17 protein-coding genes are annotated in these 18,186 nt (G+C 44.3%); 12 read left to right on the top strand and 5 right to left on the bottom strand.

Annotation, left to right across the window (positions count from 1 at the left end; all coding sequences use genetic code 11):
• Positions 1-22 precede the first annotated feature (22 nt).
• Entirely contained in the window at positions 23-400 is a 378-nt protein-coding gene (gene grcA, locus ACMAZD_RS03175) for an autonomous glycyl radical cofactor GrcA (RefSeq protein WP_009848415.1), read from the bottom strand.
• Positions 401-727: 327 nt separating this feature from the next.
• Between grcA and nfo the strand changes: the two genes are divergently transcribed.
• The 4 genes from nfo to ACMAZD_RS03195 all read left to right on the top strand — a co-directional run bounded on the left by nfo (position 728) and on the right by ACMAZD_RS03195 (position 3,347).
• Entirely contained in the window at positions 728-1,636 is a 909-nt protein-coding gene (gene nfo / locus ACMAZD_RS03180) for a deoxyribonuclease IV (protein ID WP_435248544.1), read from the top strand.
• A 105-nt stretch (positions 1,637-1,741) separates the two neighbouring features.
• Positions 1,742-1,876: a hypothetical protein gene (locus tag ACMAZD_RS03185; RefSeq protein WP_435248545.1), complete on the top strand. Its 135-nt coding sequence runs from the start codon at positions 1,742-1,744 to the stop codon at positions 1,874-1,876.
• A gap of 152 nt (positions 1,877-2,028) precedes the next feature.
• Positions 2,029-2,709, top strand: coding sequence for a uracil-DNA glycosylase (gene ung, locus ACMAZD_RS03190; protein WP_435248546.1), 681 nt, complete (start codon positions 2,029-2,031; stop codon positions 2,707-2,709).
• Positions 2,710-2,795: 86 nt separating this feature from the next.
• Complete coding sequence (locus tag ACMAZD_RS03195; RefSeq protein WP_435248547.1) at positions 2,796-3,347, top strand: hemerythrin domain-containing protein; 552 nt, start codon at positions 2,796-2,798, stop codon at positions 3,345-3,347.
• Positions 3,348-3,422: 75 nt separating this feature from the next.
• Here the strand turns inward: ACMAZD_RS03195 and ACMAZD_RS03200 are convergent, their stop codons facing one another.
• Entirely contained in the window at positions 3,423-3,611 is a 189-nt protein-coding gene (locus ACMAZD_RS03200; protein ID WP_435248548.1) for a DUF3545 family protein, read from the bottom strand.
• 710 nt (positions 3,612-4,321) lie between these two features.
• Between ACMAZD_RS03200 and ACMAZD_RS03205 the strand changes: the two genes are divergently transcribed.
• Complete coding sequence (locus tag ACMAZD_RS03205; RefSeq protein WP_435248549.1) at positions 4,322-5,752, top strand: alanine/glycine:cation symporter family protein; 1,431 nt, start codon at positions 4,322-4,324, stop codon at positions 5,750-5,752.
• Positions 5,753-5,977: 225 nt separating this feature from the next.
• Complete coding sequence (gene yaaA, locus ACMAZD_RS03210) at positions 5,978-6,754, top strand: peroxide stress protein YaaA (protein WP_435248550.1); 777 nt, start codon at positions 5,978-5,980, stop codon at positions 6,752-6,754.
• A 167-nt stretch (positions 6,755-6,921) separates the two neighbouring features.
• Here the strand turns inward: yaaA and srmB are convergent, their stop codons facing one another.
• Positions 6,922-8,187, bottom strand: a complete 1,266-nt coding sequence (gene srmB, locus ACMAZD_RS03215) for an ATP-dependent RNA helicase SrmB (protein WP_009848422.1) — start codon at positions 8,185-8,187, stop codon at positions 6,922-6,924.
• 107 nt (positions 8,188-8,294) lie between these two features.
• Positions 8,295-9,023, bottom strand: coding sequence for a tRNA1(Val) (adenine(37)-N6)-methyltransferase (locus ACMAZD_RS03220; protein ID WP_435248551.1), 729 nt, complete (start codon positions 9,021-9,023; stop codon positions 8,295-8,297).
• Positions 9,024-9,337: 314 nt separating this feature from the next.
• Between ACMAZD_RS03220 and brnQ the strand changes: the two genes are divergently transcribed.
• Complete coding sequence (gene brnQ / locus ACMAZD_RS03225; protein WP_435248552.1) at positions 9,338-10,651, top strand: branched-chain amino acid transport system II carrier protein; 1,314 nt, start codon at positions 9,338-9,340, stop codon at positions 10,649-10,651.
• A 191-nt stretch (positions 10,652-10,842) separates the two neighbouring features.
• Here the strand turns inward: brnQ and fldB are convergent, their stop codons facing one another.
• Entirely contained in the window at positions 10,843-11,364 is a 522-nt protein-coding gene (gene fldB, locus ACMAZD_RS03230) for a flavodoxin FldB (protein WP_435248553.1), read from the bottom strand.
• 150 nt (positions 11,365-11,514) lie between these two features.
• Between fldB and xerD the strand changes: the two genes are divergently transcribed.
• The 5 genes from xerD to lysS all read left to right on the top strand — a co-directional run bounded on the left by xerD (position 11,515) and on the right by lysS (position 18,109).
• Positions 11,515-12,429: a site-specific tyrosine recombinase XerD gene (gene xerD / locus ACMAZD_RS03235; RefSeq protein WP_065105633.1), complete on the top strand. Its 915-nt coding sequence runs from the start codon at positions 11,515-11,517 to the stop codon at positions 12,427-12,429.
• Between the two features lie 26 nt (positions 12,430-12,455).
• On the top strand, positions 12,456-13,235 hold the full coding sequence (gene dsbC / locus ACMAZD_RS03240; protein WP_102350203.1) for a bifunctional protein-disulfide isomerase/oxidoreductase DsbC: 780 nt from the start codon (positions 12,456-12,458) through the stop codon (positions 13,233-13,235).
• A 156-nt stretch (positions 13,236-13,391) separates the two neighbouring features.
• Positions 13,392-15,128 carry a single-stranded-DNA-specific exonuclease RecJ gene (recJ, locus tag ACMAZD_RS03245; protein WP_435248554.1) on the top strand — a complete coding sequence of 579 codons (1,737 nt, stop codon included), beginning with the start codon at positions 13,392-13,394 and terminating at the stop codon, positions 15,126-15,128.
• Between the two features lie 251 nt (positions 15,129-15,379).
• Positions 15,380-16,478 (top strand): peptide chain release factor 2 gene (prfB, locus tag ACMAZD_RS03250; RefSeq protein WP_102269567.1). Its coding sequence is split into 2 segments (ribosomal slippage): positions 15,380-15,454 and positions 15,456-16,478, totalling 1,098 coding nucleotides; the frame shifts between segments, so codons are not numbered across the junction.
• 98 nt (positions 16,479-16,576) lie between these two features.
• Positions 16,577-18,109 carry a lysine--tRNA ligase gene (gene lysS, locus ACMAZD_RS03255; protein WP_435248555.1) on the top strand — a complete coding sequence of 511 codons (1,533 nt, stop codon included), beginning with the start codon at positions 16,577-16,579 and terminating at the stop codon, positions 18,107-18,109.
• The last annotated feature ends 77 nt before the right edge of the window (positions 18,110-18,186 follow it).

Below are 18,186 nucleotides of genomic sequence, written 5' to 3' on the forward strand. Positions count from 1 at the left end.
TTAACACTTTACTTTACTGAGATTATAGAGATTCAGTGAATGTACGTGCAATAACGTCACGTTGTTGTTCAGTTGTTAGAGAGTTGAAACGCACAGCGTAACCCGATACACGGATAGTGAGCTGTGGGTAGTTCTCTGGGTGAGCAACAGCATCTTCTAGCGTTTCACGCTTAAGAACGTTAACGTTTAGGTGTTGACCACCTTCGATGCGTGGTGCTGCTTCGATAGCAACTTCACGGCTTTCGTACTCGCCTAGGTCTGCAGCTGAGATAACCTGGTCAGCTTCGAAACCTGAAGTAGCAACAACACAACGAGCTTCATTCTTCTCGCTATCTAGTAGCCAGATTGAGTTTAGTAGGTCATCGTTTGCTGCTTTAGTAATTTGAATACCTTGGATCATAACTATCTCCTAGTCCACTGAATGTGGTTTGATTATGGTGTTAACTTTCGATTTTTATTGAGCTGGGTAATATATACCTAACATTAGTGGGGTTAATATTGATTTAAGTCAAAAAACAACCAAAAGACATAGCTTGGCAAAGGTTATTATGTTGAGGTAAATCAATAAAACCTTTTAAAACAAAGTAATTAAAAAATATTTTAAAGCATAAAAAAATATTCAACAGTCTTGTATGTTGTAAGTTTACTACATCTTTTGTGTTTTTATTGAATTAGAAACGATACAACCCTTTATTTATTAAGCATTCTGAAAGTGTAAAGTGATTTAATGACAAACAATAATGCATCTTCAAAACCTCAAACAAATATTAAGTTTATTGGCGCTCATGTGTCTGCTGCTGGTGGTGTTGATCAGGCGCCAATGCGCGCTCGTGAGATTGGCGCCAATGCGTTCGCACTGTTTACCAAAAACCAGAGACAATGGGCTGCAAAACCATTGGAAGCTAAAACAATCAGCGCCTTTAAGGCCAATTGCAAAATGTTAGGTTTTAGCGCTGAGAACATTCTTCCTCATGATTCCTACCTTATTAACTTAGGAGCACCAGAAGAAGAGAAGCTAGAGAAATCACGTGCGGCGTTTATTGATGAAATGGAGCGTTGTAATCAACTTGGACTAACGCTTTTGAATTTTCATCCTGGGAGTCATTTGAAGAAAATCTCAGAAAGCGAATGTTTGGCGAAGATAGCTGAATCGATCAACCTAGCTCATCAAGCGGTGCCTGACGTAATCGCGGTGATCGAGAATACGTCTGGGCAGGGCACTAACCTTGGTTGGAAGTTTGAACATCTAGCAGAGATTATTGAGCAGGTAGAAGATAAGTCACGTGTTGGTGTGTGCTTAGATACCTGTCATACCTTTACTGCTGGATATGACCTACGAACAAAAGAAGCGTGTGAGCATACTTTTGCTGAGTTCGACCGCATTGTCGGCATGCACTATCTAAGAGCAATGCACATCAATGATTCAAAAGCTGAGTTCGCAAGCCGAGTAGATAGACACCATTCTTTAGGAAAAGGTGAAATTGGCTGGAATTGTTTTGAGTATATTGCCTTAGATTCTCGCTTTAATGGTATACCTCTGATCTTAGAAACGATTGATTCGACAATCTGGAAAGAGGAGATTCAACAACTTAGGGTATTTCATCGCTCAGCAACGCTAGCGAGCGAAGAAGCGTAATAATAGATGGGAAATTTATTTCCTGCTATTCCTAAAAATTGGCACCTTTTTTTCATAGTATTAAAGTGAATATGTAGTTCACGATGTCTTAGAGGAGGTGCCTTTATGTATTCAAAAGTCCAAACTTTACCTGTAGCCGTCGCCAGTCGTTTACCGACACCAAACCGTCATGTGCATAGTCACGGCCATCATCGTACACCGCAAAAAGCGGTTAATCGAGATAAACACAACTTGAACTGATTATTATGATTCATCAACAAGTGAACCCTACACATCATGTTTATTGATAGCTGTATGAGGTATAACTAGAGCCTTGTTTAGGACAGTTAGCCGATACAGCTATTTTTTTTTCTGGCGAAACCTAGAAACCTTGATGATTGGGAAGTAAAACGATGAGCGCACCAAAGACTTGGGAATCCATTATTAATGATGAACGCGAGAAAGAGTACTTTCAGGGTGTTCTCACTTTTGTCGAACAGCAACGTAATAGTGGGAAAACCATTTACCCTCCCAAAGAGCAGGTGTTCAGTGCTTTCGATATGACGCCTTTTGAGTCTGTACGCGTGGTTATCCTTGGGCAAGACCCTTATCACGGCGCTAACCAAGCTCATGGCTTAGCATTCTCTGTGCTACCTGGCGTTAAAATCCCCCCGTCTCTGCGTAATATGTACAAAGAACTCGCACAAGATATAGAGGGCTTTGAGATCCCTAGTCATGGCTACCTCGACACTTGGGCATCTCAAGGGGTGTTAATGTTGAATACGGTACTGACCGTAGAAGAGGCAAAAGCACACTCACATGCCAAATGTGGTTGGGAAACCTTTACCGATACCATCATTGCTGAGCTAAATCAGCGTTCTGAGCCGATCATCTTCTTACTGTGGGGCGCGCATGCCCAGAAGAAAGGCCAAGCCATTGATGCAGACAAACACCATGTGTTGGTCGCACCTCATCCATCGCCATTATCAGCACGCCGTGGTTTCTTCGGTTGTCAGCATTTCTCGATGACCAACGAGCTGCTCTCTTCTATTAATCAACAGCCTATCGATTGGACATTACCACTGGCACTGTAGGTTGATGATTTTCTGAGCAGAGCCAAACCACAAATTGCTACCTTCATATACACTTATAAATAGTATGTGTAATGGGATGAAATACTATGATGATTGAAAGGATAATAAGAGAGCACGCGTACATGGCTCGTTTGCTCGCGATTCTCAAGAGTAAATTAAAGTGCCTAAAGCAAGAGCGTGACATTAACTATAGCTTGATCGCTGAGGTGGTCCATTACTTGATTAACCATTCAGATAAGGTGCATCACCCTAAAGAGGACATTATTTATCGTTATTATCTCAAGCAGTACGGCAGTGACCAAGTAATTGAAGACTTGGAATTAGAGCATCAACTGCTTTCTGAGAAAACAGCGGACTTTTTAGGTTTGGTCGACATGATCTTGCAAGATGCGGTTGTTCCTCAGCAGTTTCTTATTGAACAACTAGAAGGTTTTGTCGCTGTTCAGAAAAAGCATATGGAACTGGAAGAGAGGTTCATTATCCCCAAGATTGTGGATGCGTTTACGGTACAAGATTGGCAAGAGGTCGAATCGCAATGGCAGCTGCCTGAAGATGACCCTGTATTCGGGCAAACCATCGCAGACCAATATAAGCAGTTAGCAGATCGAGTTTGCCAAAGTGAAGACGAATGTGTGTAGTGAATGGATTTGCTCTCACAAAAACTAAAGGCACCGTTTAGGTGCCTTTATCATTCAATTTATTTGTTGTTCTGATTAAAGCTTAATATCGTCTAAGCTAAAATCGAGTCCGAGATTCATCTCTCTGAGCTCTTTTTCAAGCTGTCTACGGTCGTTGATCGCCTCAATTTCTCGCCATTTTCGTTGAAGTGGTTTTGAGCGAGTCTTGGTAGCAACGCGTGGTAATTCTAGTTCTGATATTTCATCAAATTGAAAGTGGTCCATAAGCTATATCTCCATCCGTGGGCTAGTCTTTACAGACTATTAGATACCATATTTGGTTCTACAATAACCTTGATTTGTTTCTCATTTGTTTCAAATTCATGAAGGTTTTGTTTGTGTTTCCTATGCATGCTCACACATTATTGTTTATTTTCTGTATAAAAAACAAGCAAACAGACTGGCGTAAACGATTAAATTACGTGTGTTTTAATGTTAATTCATTGTGCGAAAGGAATAGTACTTTAACGACAATGCATGCAGCTGCGTATTATGTGATGAGGGGGAGGGGTTTAATCGCTATAGAAAAAATCACAGATCTTCACTAAACCTTGTAAAACCTAGGCTGGTGCTATTTTTATCGAATGTCATTCTTGTTAAACCAAGGCTCTGGGCATTGTTGATATTATGTCCCGATAATGTGACTTTTATTGGGCTTGATTGTCGAAAGTTGTGTTAATAAAACGTGTGTTATTAGTGAAATGTCATCTAGATATCAATCTATTTGCATATTGATTTTTAGGCCTTCTCGCTGCATTATCCGCCCGTCAAAAAATACACTGATACGTAAAATGGATGCATGAAGCGACATTTACAATCTAGATCGCAACAAATAAATATAAAACGAATGCCGATACAATATTGACACTGGCATTGGCGGTTTAGAGGAAGGCTCGGAAGCAAGATCGGTGCTTAAACTCAATTACGAGGTTCACGTGACAGACTTAATCAATTTGATGAACGATCTCCTTTGGGGATCTATCTTAGTTTACTTACTCGTTGGTGTGGGTATCTACTTCACTGTACGACTAGGCTTCATTCAATTCCGCCATTTCGGCCACATGTTCTCTGTTCTTAGAAACAGCCGTAAAGCAGACAGTGCTGGTATCTCTTCTTTCCAAGCTCTTTGTACTAGTCTAGCTGCTCGTGTAGGTACAGGTAACATGGCAGGTGTTGCAGTTGCTCTTACCGCTGGTGGCCCTGGTGCTATCTTCTGGATGTGGCTAATTGCCATGCTAGGTATGGCAACATCGTTTGCAGAAAGTACACTGGCACAGCTATACAAAACGCGTGATAACGACGGTAACTACCGTGGCGGTCCTGCATACTACATGGAGAAAGGCCTAGGTATGCGTTGGATGGGGGTTCTATTCTCTATCTTCCTAATCATCGCATTCGGTCTTGTCTTCAACGCAGTTCAAGCGAACGCGATTGCAAGTGCAATGAACACGGCATTCGACTTCGAGCGTAGCTACGTTGGTGTTGGTATCGTGATTATCTCTGCATTCGTTATCTTCGGTGGTATCCGTAAGATTGCTCGCACTGCAGAAATCATTGTTCCAATCATGGCACTGGCTTACTTAGCTATCGCTATCTACGTAATGCTAATGAACATTGAGAAAGTGCCTGAAGTTATGGCTCTTATCTTCAAGAGTGCTTTCGGTCTGCAAGAAGCAGCAGCGGGTGGCCTCGGTTACGCAATCGCACAAGCGATGATTAACGGTATCAAACGTGGTTTGTTCTCGAACGAAGCGGGTATGGGTTCTGCGCCAAACGCAGCAGCTTCTGCTACGCCTTACCCACCGCACCCAGCATCACAAGGTTATGTGCAAATGCTAGGCGTGTTTATGGATACTATTGTTATCTGTTCTGCAACAGTAGCAATCATCCTGATGTCTGGTGAGTATGTACCACACGGTGAAGTGACGGGTATCGAACTAACGCAACGTGCACTAACGGCACAAGTAGGCGAATGGGGTGGTATCTTTGTAGCGGTAGCGATTTTCTTCTTCGCTTTCACTTCAATTATTGCAAACTACTCGTACGCTGAAACGAACCTTATCTTCCTTGAGCACAACAACAAGAAGGGCCTAGTGCTGTTCCGTATTGTTGTACTGGGTATGGTTATGTTCGGTTCTCTCGCGACACTACCAACGGTATGGGCATTGGCTGACGTATCGATGGGCCTAATGGCGATTGTTAACTTGGTAGCGATTATCTTGCTATCGGGCATCGTGATTAAGCTAGCGAAAGACTACAACCGCCAATTAGACGCGGGTAAAGTACCCACGTTCGATGCTGATGATTTCCCAGAGCTTAAAGCTCAATTGGAAGATGGTATTTGGGTAAACAACAAGAAGAAGTAGTCTTGTTGGAGTGATTCATCGCTCATCCTAAACTCATTAGAAAGGCTAAGGTTTCGACCTTAGCCTTTTTCTTTGCCTGCGATTTTTCTTTGTAAGCGATTCTTCTTTGCAAGAGACTTATAGCTAGATCTGTCTATCAAAGTAATAGGAAAAGTCATAAAGACAAGTTGATGTTTTTTCTATACTCTAGCTGCATCCAGTTAGATAACCGATTAGGGTAAAGTTATGTTAGTTGTCGTTTCTCCAGCCAAGACATTAGATTACGAATCACCATTAGCGACTGAGCGCTTCAGCCAGCCAGAGTTTGTTGAACACTCTGCAGAGCTTATTGAAGAGTGCCGCAAGCTGACACCTGCTGATATTTCAGCTCTGATGAAAGTAAGCGATAAGATTGCTGGGCTGAACGTAGCGCGTTTTGAGCAATGGAGCGAGACCTTTACCCAAGAGAATGCACGCCAAGCAATCCTAGCCTTTAAGGGCGATGTGTACACTGGTCTAGACGCTGAAACGTTATCGGACGAAGATTTTGACTACGCACAAAACCACCTGCGTATGCTTTCAGGGTTATATGGCTTACTTAAGCCGTTAGATCTGATACAGCCATACCGCTTAGAGATGGGTACACGCCTAACCAATGCTCGTGGTACTAACTTGTACCAATTCTGGGGCAACATCATCACAGACAAGCTGAATGAAGCGCTAAATGCTCAAGGCGACAATGTGTTGATCAACCTAGCATCGAACGAATACTTTAAAGCCGTGAAGCCGAAGAGCCTTGATGGTCAAATCATCACGCCAGTTTTTAAAGACTGCAAGAATGGCCAGTACAAGGTGATCAGCTTTTACGCGAAAAAAGCGCGTGGCATGATGGCTCGCTACATTATTGAGAATAAAATCGACTCAGTGGAAGCGCTAACCAAATTTGATACCGCGGGTTACTACTTCGTTGAAGAAGAGTCGAACGCGAAAGATCTCGTCTTCAAGCGTGAAGAGCAAAACTAGTGGTTCTTGGTTAATTAGTCACTCTTGGTTAATTCGTTAATCTCGGTTTGAGTCTGTAATTAAAATTAGAGGCCTAGTCACTTAGCCTGATAACAAGCCAGACAAAGAAAAGCCCCATACAGATAACTGCATGGGGCTTTTTATTGAATCATTGAAAGGTGGTTAGATTACTTGTTCTTAACGGCTTTCTTTTTCTTAGCGATTTTCTTTTTCTTAGCAATTTTTTGCTTCGCTACCGCTTTCTTGTCTTCTTTCTTCGGTTTTTTCTTCTTCGTTACCGCGGCTTTCTTATGCGTTGGGCGCATGCCTTCGATGAAGCGTTCTTTGATCGCATCTTCAGTGTAACGAGCAACACGTTCAATCATTAGTTGATCGTGCGCTTCAATGATAGAAACCGCGTTACCTTTCTTACCTGCACGAGCCGTACGGCCGATACGGTGTAGGTAGACATCGGCTGTACGCGGCATGTCGTAGTTAATAACGTGGCTTACATCTGGAAGGTCGATACCACGAGCTGCGACGTCCGTTGCCAGCAGTACGTTGATAGAACCATCGCGGAAACGAGAAATCGCGTTGTTACGACGATCTTGAGGCATTTCACCTTGGATCCATACACACGGGATCTGTGCACTTTCTAATTGAGCTCGTAGGTCACCTAGGCGGTCACGAGTCTTCAAGAAGATGATGCTGCGTTCAGCTTGCTCTGTGATGATATGTTTTAGGATATCAAGCTTGTGCTTAGCTGAATCGGCGCGGTGATACCATTGAGTGATCTTCTTACGTTCACGCAGTGATGATTTCGCATCGATCTCAGCTGGGTTTTTCAGAAGATCTTCAGTGAAACCTTCAATACCTTTACCTTCTAGCGTTGCTGAGAACAGTAAAGTTTGTTTACGCCAGCGACACTCTGCAGACAGACGGTCAACAACAGGACCAAAGCCCATGTCTAGCATACGGTCAGCTTCATCGAGAACTAACCATTCAATCGCACGGCAGTCAAAACGCTCGCCTTCAATGTATTCCATTAAACGACCAGGTGTTGCCACCACGATATCTTGAGTAGTACTTAAGATGTCAGCGTGCTCTTGATACATCACGCCGCCAGTGATCGTAAAGATGTTTAGGCTGGTGTACTTAGCGAGCTCACGAGCTTGCTCGGTGATCTGCATTGCTAGTTCACGCGTTGGCGTCAGGATAAGCATACGCGCAGGACCTGACTTCTTACGTGGGAAGTCCAGTAGGTATTGCAGTGCTGGCAGTACAAATGAAGCTGTTTTACCGGTACCTGTTGGCGCAGAAGCCAAAACGTCTCTTCCATCTAACGCTTGTGGGATAGCTTCAGCTTGTATCTGTGTAGGGCGTTCGTAGCCCATTTCGTCAATTGCTTTAAGCAGCTCTTGGTTTAGATCGAGTTCTGCAAAGGTTCTGATCACTGTTGTTTCTCCACAAGCAATAAATGTTTCTGCTTCTAACAGCAGACGATAAAAAAGAGTAGTCGGACATTATAGAAGCATTAGTGATTAGGATCACATGGTATTTGCTACATCTTGAGATAAAAATCTTTAGTAAGTGCAATAAATGCCTCGCTATAACCACCATCGTGATGGATCGTAAGCGATTCACGCTGCAAATCTTGCTCGCCAACAGGATCTTTAGACAATTCAAATAAGACTCTAAGTGCCGGTTTTCTGTCTGTTGTTTTCACATCAAGGCGTTTTGCTAGGTACCAACCACATTGTTGAGCAAGCTTGATGAAGCCTCCTCCTTCGGACGTCGGTAGTATAAAACTGGCAGTGGCGGCATCAGTCGTTACCTCGAAACAACGTTGGGCAAGTTGAAGGTGATCCAAGCTGTCGGTGTGTCTCGCGATGGCTCTTTGACTTTGCTGCGCCTGCTCTCCAGAGTTGAAGTAGGGCGGATTACAAATTATTGCATCAAATCGTTGCGAGAAGTCCGTGGTTAGCACACTGCCATGATGAAGGCTAATACGATCTCGCCAAGGCGACTGTTCAATATTGATGGTCGCGGCATGGATCGCGTGCTGATCAATATCAATAGCCGAGATTAAGGCACCTTCGAAACGTTGAGCCGCCATCAAAGCTAATAATCCTGTGCCTGTCCCTATATCAAGTACCGACTCTTTTTCCGCAAGGCTAACCCATGCACCGAGTAGCACTCCATCGGTACTGACAGGCATACCGCTCTGTCCCCCGTAAATAGAGAATTTTTTGAAATCGAAGCTTTTGGTTTCTACCGTTTTGTTTTTCATGAATGTTCTGAGTATCGAGATATTTTAAGTGATTAGCTCTAATGTTAATTAGTTGTATGAATCAATGTTCTGCTTGGAGAACTATTGTTGTGAATTATGGTTAGTTTATAATTATGGCTATTTTCCCATATCCAGTGGAATCCACTGCTTTTTGTTTGTATATGCAAATTTATATGGTGTTTTTTTATGGTGACTTGCAGCTAGGCGAGCGTTTCGTCATTATGCGCGACTATTTTATAGATTGATTGGCAGCCTTGCGCTGTAACATTCATGTAAACACAACATAAACTCATAAATATAATTAAGGATTATCTGTGAAACAGAGTCTAAAACTAACAGATATAATGGCATTAGGCTTTATGCTTTTTGCGTTTTTCTTAGGTGCGGGTAACATCATCTTCCCACCTCTTGCTGGCCAATTGGCTGGTGACCACTTTCTTCCAGCGATGTCTGGTTTCCTGCTTACCGCCGTTGGTCTGCCGTTAATCACTATCGTCGCAGTTGCAGTAGCGGGTGGCTCTTGGGGTCATCTAACCAAAGATCTTCCTAAGCAAGCAGCAACTATCATGGCTGTGCTGATCTTCATCATTATCGGTCCTGCATTTGCTGCGCCTCGTACCGGTCTTGTTGCTTATGAGATGGCGGTGAAACCGTTCTTCATCGATGCCTCTCAAGCTCACCTCACTCTTTTTTCGATTGCATTTTTTGTGGTAGCGATGTTCTTCTCATGGTCGCAAGGTAAGCTTATCGACGTGATTGGTAAGGTACTAACACCTGTACTATTCGTTGGTTTGGTTGTACTGGCGATCGCTGTATTCGTTAATCCTCAAGGCGATATTCTTGCGGCTCACGGTGAGTACATCACTCAACCAATGACCAAAGGTTTCCTTGAAGGCTACAACACCATGGATACGTTTGCTTCTTTGATGTTTGGTATGCTGATTGTTGATGCGATTCGTAGCAAGGGCATTACTGACCGTGCAGCGACGACTAAGTATCTGATCAGCGCAGGTTGCATTGCAGCTGCTGGCCTAGCGTTTGTTTACATCTCTCTGTTCTTCCTAGGCGCAACAAGCGCAACCGTTGCAGCGGGTGCGGATAATGGCGGTGCTATCTTAAGCCTTTACGTTCAATCGTTGTTTGGTCCTTCTGGTCAGCTAGTGCTTTCTGTGATCGTACTATTGGCGTGTCTAACAACGGCGATTGGTCTTGTATCAGCATGTTCTGATTACTTTAGTTCGCTAACACCGCTGTCTTACAAGACTTGGGTAATCATCAATGGTGTAGCTTGTGCAACCGTAGCGAACGTTGGTCTTTCTCAGCTGATTTCTCTGTCTGTACCAGTATTGTTTGCGCTTTACCCGGTAGCTATCGCTCTAGTCGCGCTGACGTTCTTGCGTAGCCGTTTCCCTAACCCCAAAGCGGCTTACCGCGTGGTGGTATTAGTGTCACTGCTGTTTGCTCTTATTGATGGCGCTAAAGTAGCGGGTGTAGACGTGTCTGCACTTAAGATGCTGCCATTGTTTGAGATTGGTATGGGTTGGTTGCTTCCAACTGCTGCTGCAATCATCTGTATGTTCTTTGTTGGTAAATCAACAGAACAAGAGATGGCGGAAGAGACTGTTTAATCTTCCGTTGAGATTAAATCGTTAGTCCGTATTCAATACAGAGTTGAATAGAAAAGGCCTCATTACTTCGCAGTAATGAGGCCTTTTTGTATCTAATCGATAATGTTCTTTCGGTTTGGAGTTAGAAACTCGCGCTTAATTCTTAACGCTTAGTTTTTAGAAAACTGAGCTTATAGCTTATAGCTTATAGCTTATAGTTTTTCGCTGTACTCGACGAGTACTTGTTCAACCCAAGTTGCGATGCGTTCGTCGCTGAGTTCGTACTGTGAATCTTCATCCAGAGCTAAGCCAACAAATTGAGATTTGTCTTCCGTTAACGCTTTAGATGCTTCAAACTCGTAACTGTCATCGTTTGGCCAGAAGCCGACAAATTCAGCGCCTGCGGTTTTCAGTTCATCATGCAATAGTCCCATCGCATCTAAGAACCATTCACCGTAGCCCTCTTGATCACCTAGACCAAACAGAGCCACAACTTTGCCTTTCATTGGCGCTGTAGCGATGTCTTCCCACAACTCATTCCAGTCTTCTTGAATTTCACCGAAATCCCACGTTGAGATACCAAGTAGTAAAAGGTCGTAGTCCGCCATAAAAGAAAGAGGGGTCTCTTTCACGTTATGGATATCAACTAGGTCTTCACCAATAATGCCGCGAATTTTCTCTGCTGCCATTTCGGTATAGCAGGTGGTTGAGCCGTAAAATAATCCAATTTTCATAGCAAACGTTCGATTTTAATTTCAGATGGCGAATTCTAACCATAAATCGACTTCGATTGCAGCGATTATCCACTCAAGTTGTAATTTTTATGGCATTCATATTTGCTCTGACATACTCTCAAAACAGTTTCCAATATTGTGAGTAACACTATGCAGTCGCCTCAAGGGCAGAGCGCAGACCACGGTCTAGTTGAACAGTTTTTAGATGCTATGTGGATGGAGAGAGGGTTATCAGAGAATACACTCGTCTCTTATCGTACGGATTTATCCAAGCTTCTGACGTGGATGGAAAAGCACAATTATCGCCTCGATTTTATTAGCCTGTCAGGGTTACAAGACTATCAAGGATGGTTAGCCGACGCCGATTTCAAGCAGACTTCTCGTGCTCGTATGTTGTCTGCAATTCGTCGCTTGTTTCAATATTTACATCGCGAGAAAGTAAGAGCCGACGATCCTAGTGCGCTGTTGATCAGCCCGAAACTGCCGAAGCGCTTACCGAAAGATTTAAGTGAAGAGCAAGTGGATTCGCTGCTTGAAGCGCCAGATCCCAATGACCCTATTGAGCTTCGCGATAAAGCGATGCTTGAGTTACTCTATGCAACCGGTTTGCGTGTTACGGAACTCGTTAGCCTGACCATGGAAAACATCAGCCTAAGACAAGGTGTGGTGCGTGTGATTGGTAAGGGTGGCAAAGAGCGCTTGGTACCAATGGGCGAAAATGCGGTGGATTGGATAGAAACATTTATCGAGCAAGGTCGCCCACAATTGTTGGGGGATAATAGTTCGGATGTGGTTTTTCCTAGTAAACGAGCGAAGCAAATGACCCGTCAAACGTTCTGGTATCGTATCAAGCATTATTCGGTGATAGCGGGTATCGACACGGAATTATTGTCGCCACACGTATTAAGGCATGCTTTTGCAACGCATTTACTGAACTATGGCGCAGATCTCAGGGTCGTACAGATGTTGCTTGGGCATAGTGACTTATCGACAACCCAAATTTATACTCACGTGGCGACTGAAAGGCTGAAGCAAATTCACGCTCAGCATCACCCACGTGCTTAAATCCATTTATTTTTAAGGTGAACTTAATGAGCGTATTACGCCGTCTTCCTCTATTAGCGCTTCCTCTCATGATTACTGCATGTAATGCATCAGAAACGAAAGTAGTACAAACATCAACAGCTGTAGAAGTTGCTCCATCACAAGCTGTTGACACAGCCGCGTTAACAAAGCGCTTTGAAAAAATCGGTATTAAGATAGAGAAGATTGTTCCTTCAGATATCGATGGCCTGTTAGAAATTCAAACCAACAGTGGCGTTATCTTTTCTTCTCCAGAGGGCGATCATTTTCTAGCGGGCACTCTTTACTCTTTGGATGACAGCGGTAAATTCAGCGACGTATTGGCCGAGCGTCAAGCTCCGCTTAATGCAGAAAAGGTGGCGGCATTGTCAGATACGGTTATCGAATATAAAGCCGATAACGAAAAGTACGTTGTGACGGTGTTTACTGACATTACCTGTGGCTACTGTGTTCGTCTACACAGTCAAATGCAAGGCTATAACGATCTGGGTATTACCGTTCGTTACATGGCTTACCCACGCCAAGGTGCGACCGGACAGGTTGCTGACCAAATGGCAGCAATCTGGGCTTCTGATGATCCAAAAAAAGCAATGCACAGTGCTAAAGCAGAGCGTAAAATGCCAGCAGCGGGCACAGACCTTACCGAGCAGAAGCAAATCATAGCGAAGCAGTATCAATTGGGCCGTGAACTTGGTATTAACGGCACACCGGCTATCGTACTAGCAAGTGGTGAGTTGGTGAGTGGCTACTTACCGCCAGCACAACTTCTTCAACGCTTAGAGCAGTAAGCTTTATTCCGAGCAAATCAGTTTGGTTTAGAACGGCATGATTTGTTCCGAGCGATGAGACTCGTTGAAAGCTATCTAACCTCATCGCTCGTTGTTTTAATTCCCCCATGTTTTTGATTTAAGGAGTGGCCTGATTGATATCGGGCCCATTTTTATATGATAGAGATCCAACGCCGCCCTGAGGTCGATACTTCAGTTTTACCTGCTCACTTACCTGACTTGTTAAAGCGCATTTATGTGAGTCGCGGAATCGACAGTGCAGAGCAACTGGAGACAGCTGCGAAAGGCTTGCACTCCTATCAAAAACTGGGCGGTATCGATGCCGCGGTAGAACTACTTTTCAATGCGATTAAGCTTCAAAAGCGCATTATTGTTGTCGGTGATTTTGATGCTGATGGCGCGACGAGTTCCGCTTTGTCGGTCTTGGCACTGCGCATGCTGGGCAGTTCGAATGTCGATTACTTAGTCCCAAACCGCTTTGAAGATGGCTACGGCTTGAGCCCTGAGGTTGTTGAACAAGCGATTGAGATTGGTGCCGAAGTGATTATGACCGTGGACAATGGTGTGTCTTCGATTGACGGTGTTCGCTTCGCTAAAGAGCAAGGCCTTGATGTGTTGGTTACCGATCATCACTTGCCTGGCTCTGAACTACCGATTGCCGATGCGATGGTGAATCCCAACCTAGAAAGCTGTGCATTTCCTTCAAAAGCACTAGCAGGTGTCGGTGTGGCGTTTTACCTGATGATGGCGCTGTGTGTTCGTATGCGTAAATTGGGTTGGTTCGCAGAACGTGGCATGACCGAGCCTAAGTTGATGGAACTGATCGATTTGGTTGCGTTAGGTACCGTTGCCGATGTGGTACCACTCGATGAAAATAACCGTATTTTGGTTCATCAAGGTTTACAGCGTATCCGTGCAGGCAAAGCGCGCCCGGGTATTCAGGCCTTAATTGAAATTGCTAAGCGAGACGCTAAACGTTTGGTCGCTTCTGATTTTGGTTTTGCACTTGGTCCACGTATCAATGCCGCAGGCCGGTTAGATGATATGTCGTTTGGTGTTGAGTTGTTGATGAGCAATAACATTCACGCTGCGCGTCGAATGGCCAGCGAGTTAGATGGCTTGAACCAGACACGTAAAGAGATCGAAGAGGGCATGAAACAAGAAGCGATGGCTTTTTGTGAGCGCCTTGAGTTCGGTAAAGATGACCTGCCTTCCGGTTTAGCTCTGTTCCAACGTGATTGGCACCAAGGTGTGATTGGTATTTTGGCTTCGCGTATCAAAGACAAATACCACCGCCCAGTGATTGCGTTCGCTGATGGTGGGGAAGGCAGTATTAAAGGTTCATGTCGCTCGATTCCAGGTTTGCATATGCGCGATGCGCTCGACCGAATCGACACTCAAAACCCTGGCTTGATCTTGAAGTTTGGTGGCCATGCAATGGCGGCCGGTTTGACCATTATGGAAAAAGACTTCGAGCGATTCAGCAAGATGTTTGATGACGTTGTGCGCAAAGATCTAGGTGAGACGGCGCTGAAGGGCATCATCTTGTCTGATGGTGAGCTGTTACCAGAAGAGTTCTCAATGCACACCGCTGAAACGTTGCGTTCTGGTGGTCCTTGGGGACAAGCGTTTCCTGAACCTATCTTCGACGGTGAATTCAAAGTACTGCATCAAAAGTTGGTCGGTGAAAAACACCTTAAATTAATGCTAGAACCTTTATACAAAGGTCATCCAACCAACGTCATGATCGATGGTATTGCCTTCAACGTTGATTTACGTCGCTGGCCAGATGCGTCAGTGAAAACGGTGAATCTCGCATTTAAGCTGGATATCAACGAGTTTCGTGGCAACCAATCTTTGCAGTTGATGATTGACCATATCGAAGCCAAATAGTTGAAGCCAAATAGAGTTATCATTCACTGAATAATGTTCACCATTTAGCCCCAAATTCAACAAGCTCTGTTCAAAAACAGGGCTTGTTCTCTTTCTTTCCCTTATCAATACTACGCCTTTTTTTAGCCTGTCAAATTGATATCCCACTTAGTTATTGAATCTTGACTTTCCACTCTAAAAAATTCTGTATCTCCGTCACACTTTTGAGTACAATTCTTCGGTTAAATTCTACTCATAAATGATGAGCTAAAATGTTTGAAATCAATCCTATTAAAAACCGTCTGCAGGATGTGTCTGAACGCACAAATATCCTGAGGGGGTATCTTTGACTATGACGCTAAGAAAGAGCGCCTAGAAGAAGTAAACGCAGAATTAGAACAACCGGATGTATGGAACGAACCTGAGCGTGCACAAGCACTAGGTAAAGAACGTTCTGCATTAGAAGTGGTAGTAGAAACGATCGACCAACTTGACCAAGGTGTTGAGGATGTTGAAGGTCTATTAGAGCTTGCGGTTGAAGAAGAAGACCAAGAAACGTTTGACGAAATTGAACCAGAACTGGCTGAGCTCGAAGCCAAGCTAGAAAAACTGGAATTCCGTCGTATGTTTGCTGGCGATCACGACGCATCAGATTGCTACATCGACTTACAGTCAGGCTCGGGCGGTACAGAAGCTCAAGACTGGACTTCGATGATGTTGCGTATGTACTTACGTTGGGCAGATTCGAAAGGCTTCAAAACTGAGGTTATCGAAGTGTCTGATGGTGATGTTGCTGGCCTTAAAGGCGCAACGGTACGTATTTCTGGTGAGTACGCTTATGGTTGGTTACGTACAGAGACCGGTGTTCACCGTCTAGTTCGTAAATCACCATTTGATTCCAGTGGCCGTCGTCATACTTCATTTGCATCTGCGTTTATCTACCCAGAGATTGATGACAACATTACGATCGACATTAATCCTTCTGACTTACGTATTGACGTATACCGTGCCTCTGGCGCTGGTGGTCAGCACGTAAACACCACTGAATCGGCGGTACGTATTACTCACGTTCCAACCAACACAGTGGTTCAATGTCAGAATGACCGTTCGCAGCATAAGAACAAAGATCAAGCGATGAAGCAGCTACGTGCTAAGCTTTTTGAACTTGAGATTCAAAAACAAAATGCTGAAAAACAAGCGAGCGAAGAAACGAAATCAGACATCGGTTGGGGCAGTCAAATCCGCTCTTACGTACTGGATGATTCTCGTATCAAAGATTTGCGCACCGGCATCGAAAACCGTAACACTCAAGCGGTTCTTGACGGTGACTTAGACAAGTTTATTGAAGCTAGCCTGAAATCAGGTCTGTAAGCTTTACCAACTATTAAGCTTTACCAAGAATATTGGTAAAAATGACTATATTTGAAAAAATATAGCTGTCCAAATTATAAAAGCAGGGTACATCTCTAATGACTGATGCTGTTCAAAACGAAAACGCACAAGAAGCTTCTTCACCTGAAGAGAACAAACTAATCGCTGAGCGCCGCAGTAAGCTGGATCACATCCGCCTGAACTGTAAAGCTAACGGTCACCCAAATGACTTCCGTCGTGAGCACCTAGCTGGCGACCTTCAAGCGGAATTCGGTGAGAAGTCTAAGGAAGAGCTAGAAGAGCTTAACCACATCGTTGCGATCGCTGGTCGTATTATGGCGAAGCGTGGTCCATTCCTTGCGATTCAAGAAACTTCTGGTCGTATCCAAGCATACGCAGCGAAAGACGTTCAAAAAGTACTAAAAGAGAAGTACCAAGGCCTAGATATCGGTGACATCATCGGTGTTAAAGGTGCGCTTCACAAGTCTGGTAAAGGCGACCTTTACGTGAACATGGAAGAGTTTGAATTGCTAACGAAAGCACTTCGTCCTCTGCCAGAGAAGTTCCACGGTCTAACTGATCAAGAGATGCGTTACCGTCAGCGTTACGTTGACCTAATCGTGAACGAAGACTCTCGTAACACATTCATTGTGCGTTCTAAGCTTGTGTCTTCAATCCGTAACTTCATGAGCTCAAAAGGCTACCTAGAAGTTGAAACGCCAATGATGCACGTGATCCCAGGCGGTGCAACAGCACGACCATTTATCACTCATCACAATGCACTAGACATCGACATGTACCTACGTGTTGCACCTGAGCTTTACCTTAAGCGTCTAGTAGTTGGTGGTTTTGACCGTGTATTCGAGATCAACCGTAACTTCCGTAACGAAGGTCTTTCTCCACGTCACAACCCAGAATTTACAATGATGGAATTCTACCAAGCGTACTCTGACTACAAAGATCTAATGGATCTAACGGAAGAGATGCTAAGCACAGCAGCGATGGACGTTCTTGGTTCGACTTCTATGCCTTACGGTGACGAAACTGTTGAGTTCGGTGGCACTTACTCTCGCATGAGCATGTTCGATGCAATCAAACACTACACACCTGAAAATGCAAACATTCAAGCTCTGACTGAAGACGATCTTCAGAACAGAGAATTGATGGTTAAAATTGCAGAAGAAGTGGGTCTGTACGTTGAGAAGTTCTGGACATGTGGTCAGCTTCTTGAAGAGATCTTTGGTGAAACGGCTGAGCCTCAGTTAATTCAACCAACGTTCATCACAGGCTACCCTGCGGACATTTCTCCACTGGCTCGTCGTAGCGACAGCAACCCATTCTTCACAGACCGCTTTGAGTTCTTCATCGGTGGCCGTGAAGTAGCGAACGGTTTCTCTGAGCTTAATGATGCACAAGACCAAGATGAGCGTTTCAAAGCACAAGTGAACGCGAAAGACGCGGGTGACGACGAAGCGATGTACTACGATGCAGACTACATTACTGCACTAGAGCACGGCCTACCACCAACGGCGGGTCAAGGTATTGGTATCGATCGCCTAGCGATGCTATTTACTAACACGCACACTATCCGTGACGTGATCTTGTTCCCGGCAATGCGTCCTCAAGCGTAATTTTCGCTGACAGGCTGTAACAGCCGATTCGATTTAAAAGCCACCTTCGGGTGGCTTTTTCTATTTCTAAGTGCCCA

It is taken from the genome of Vibrio sp. nBUS_14 (assembly GCF_051201655.1).
Classification (GTDB): Bacteria; Pseudomonadota; Gammaproteobacteria; order Enterobacterales; family Vibrionaceae; genus Vibrio.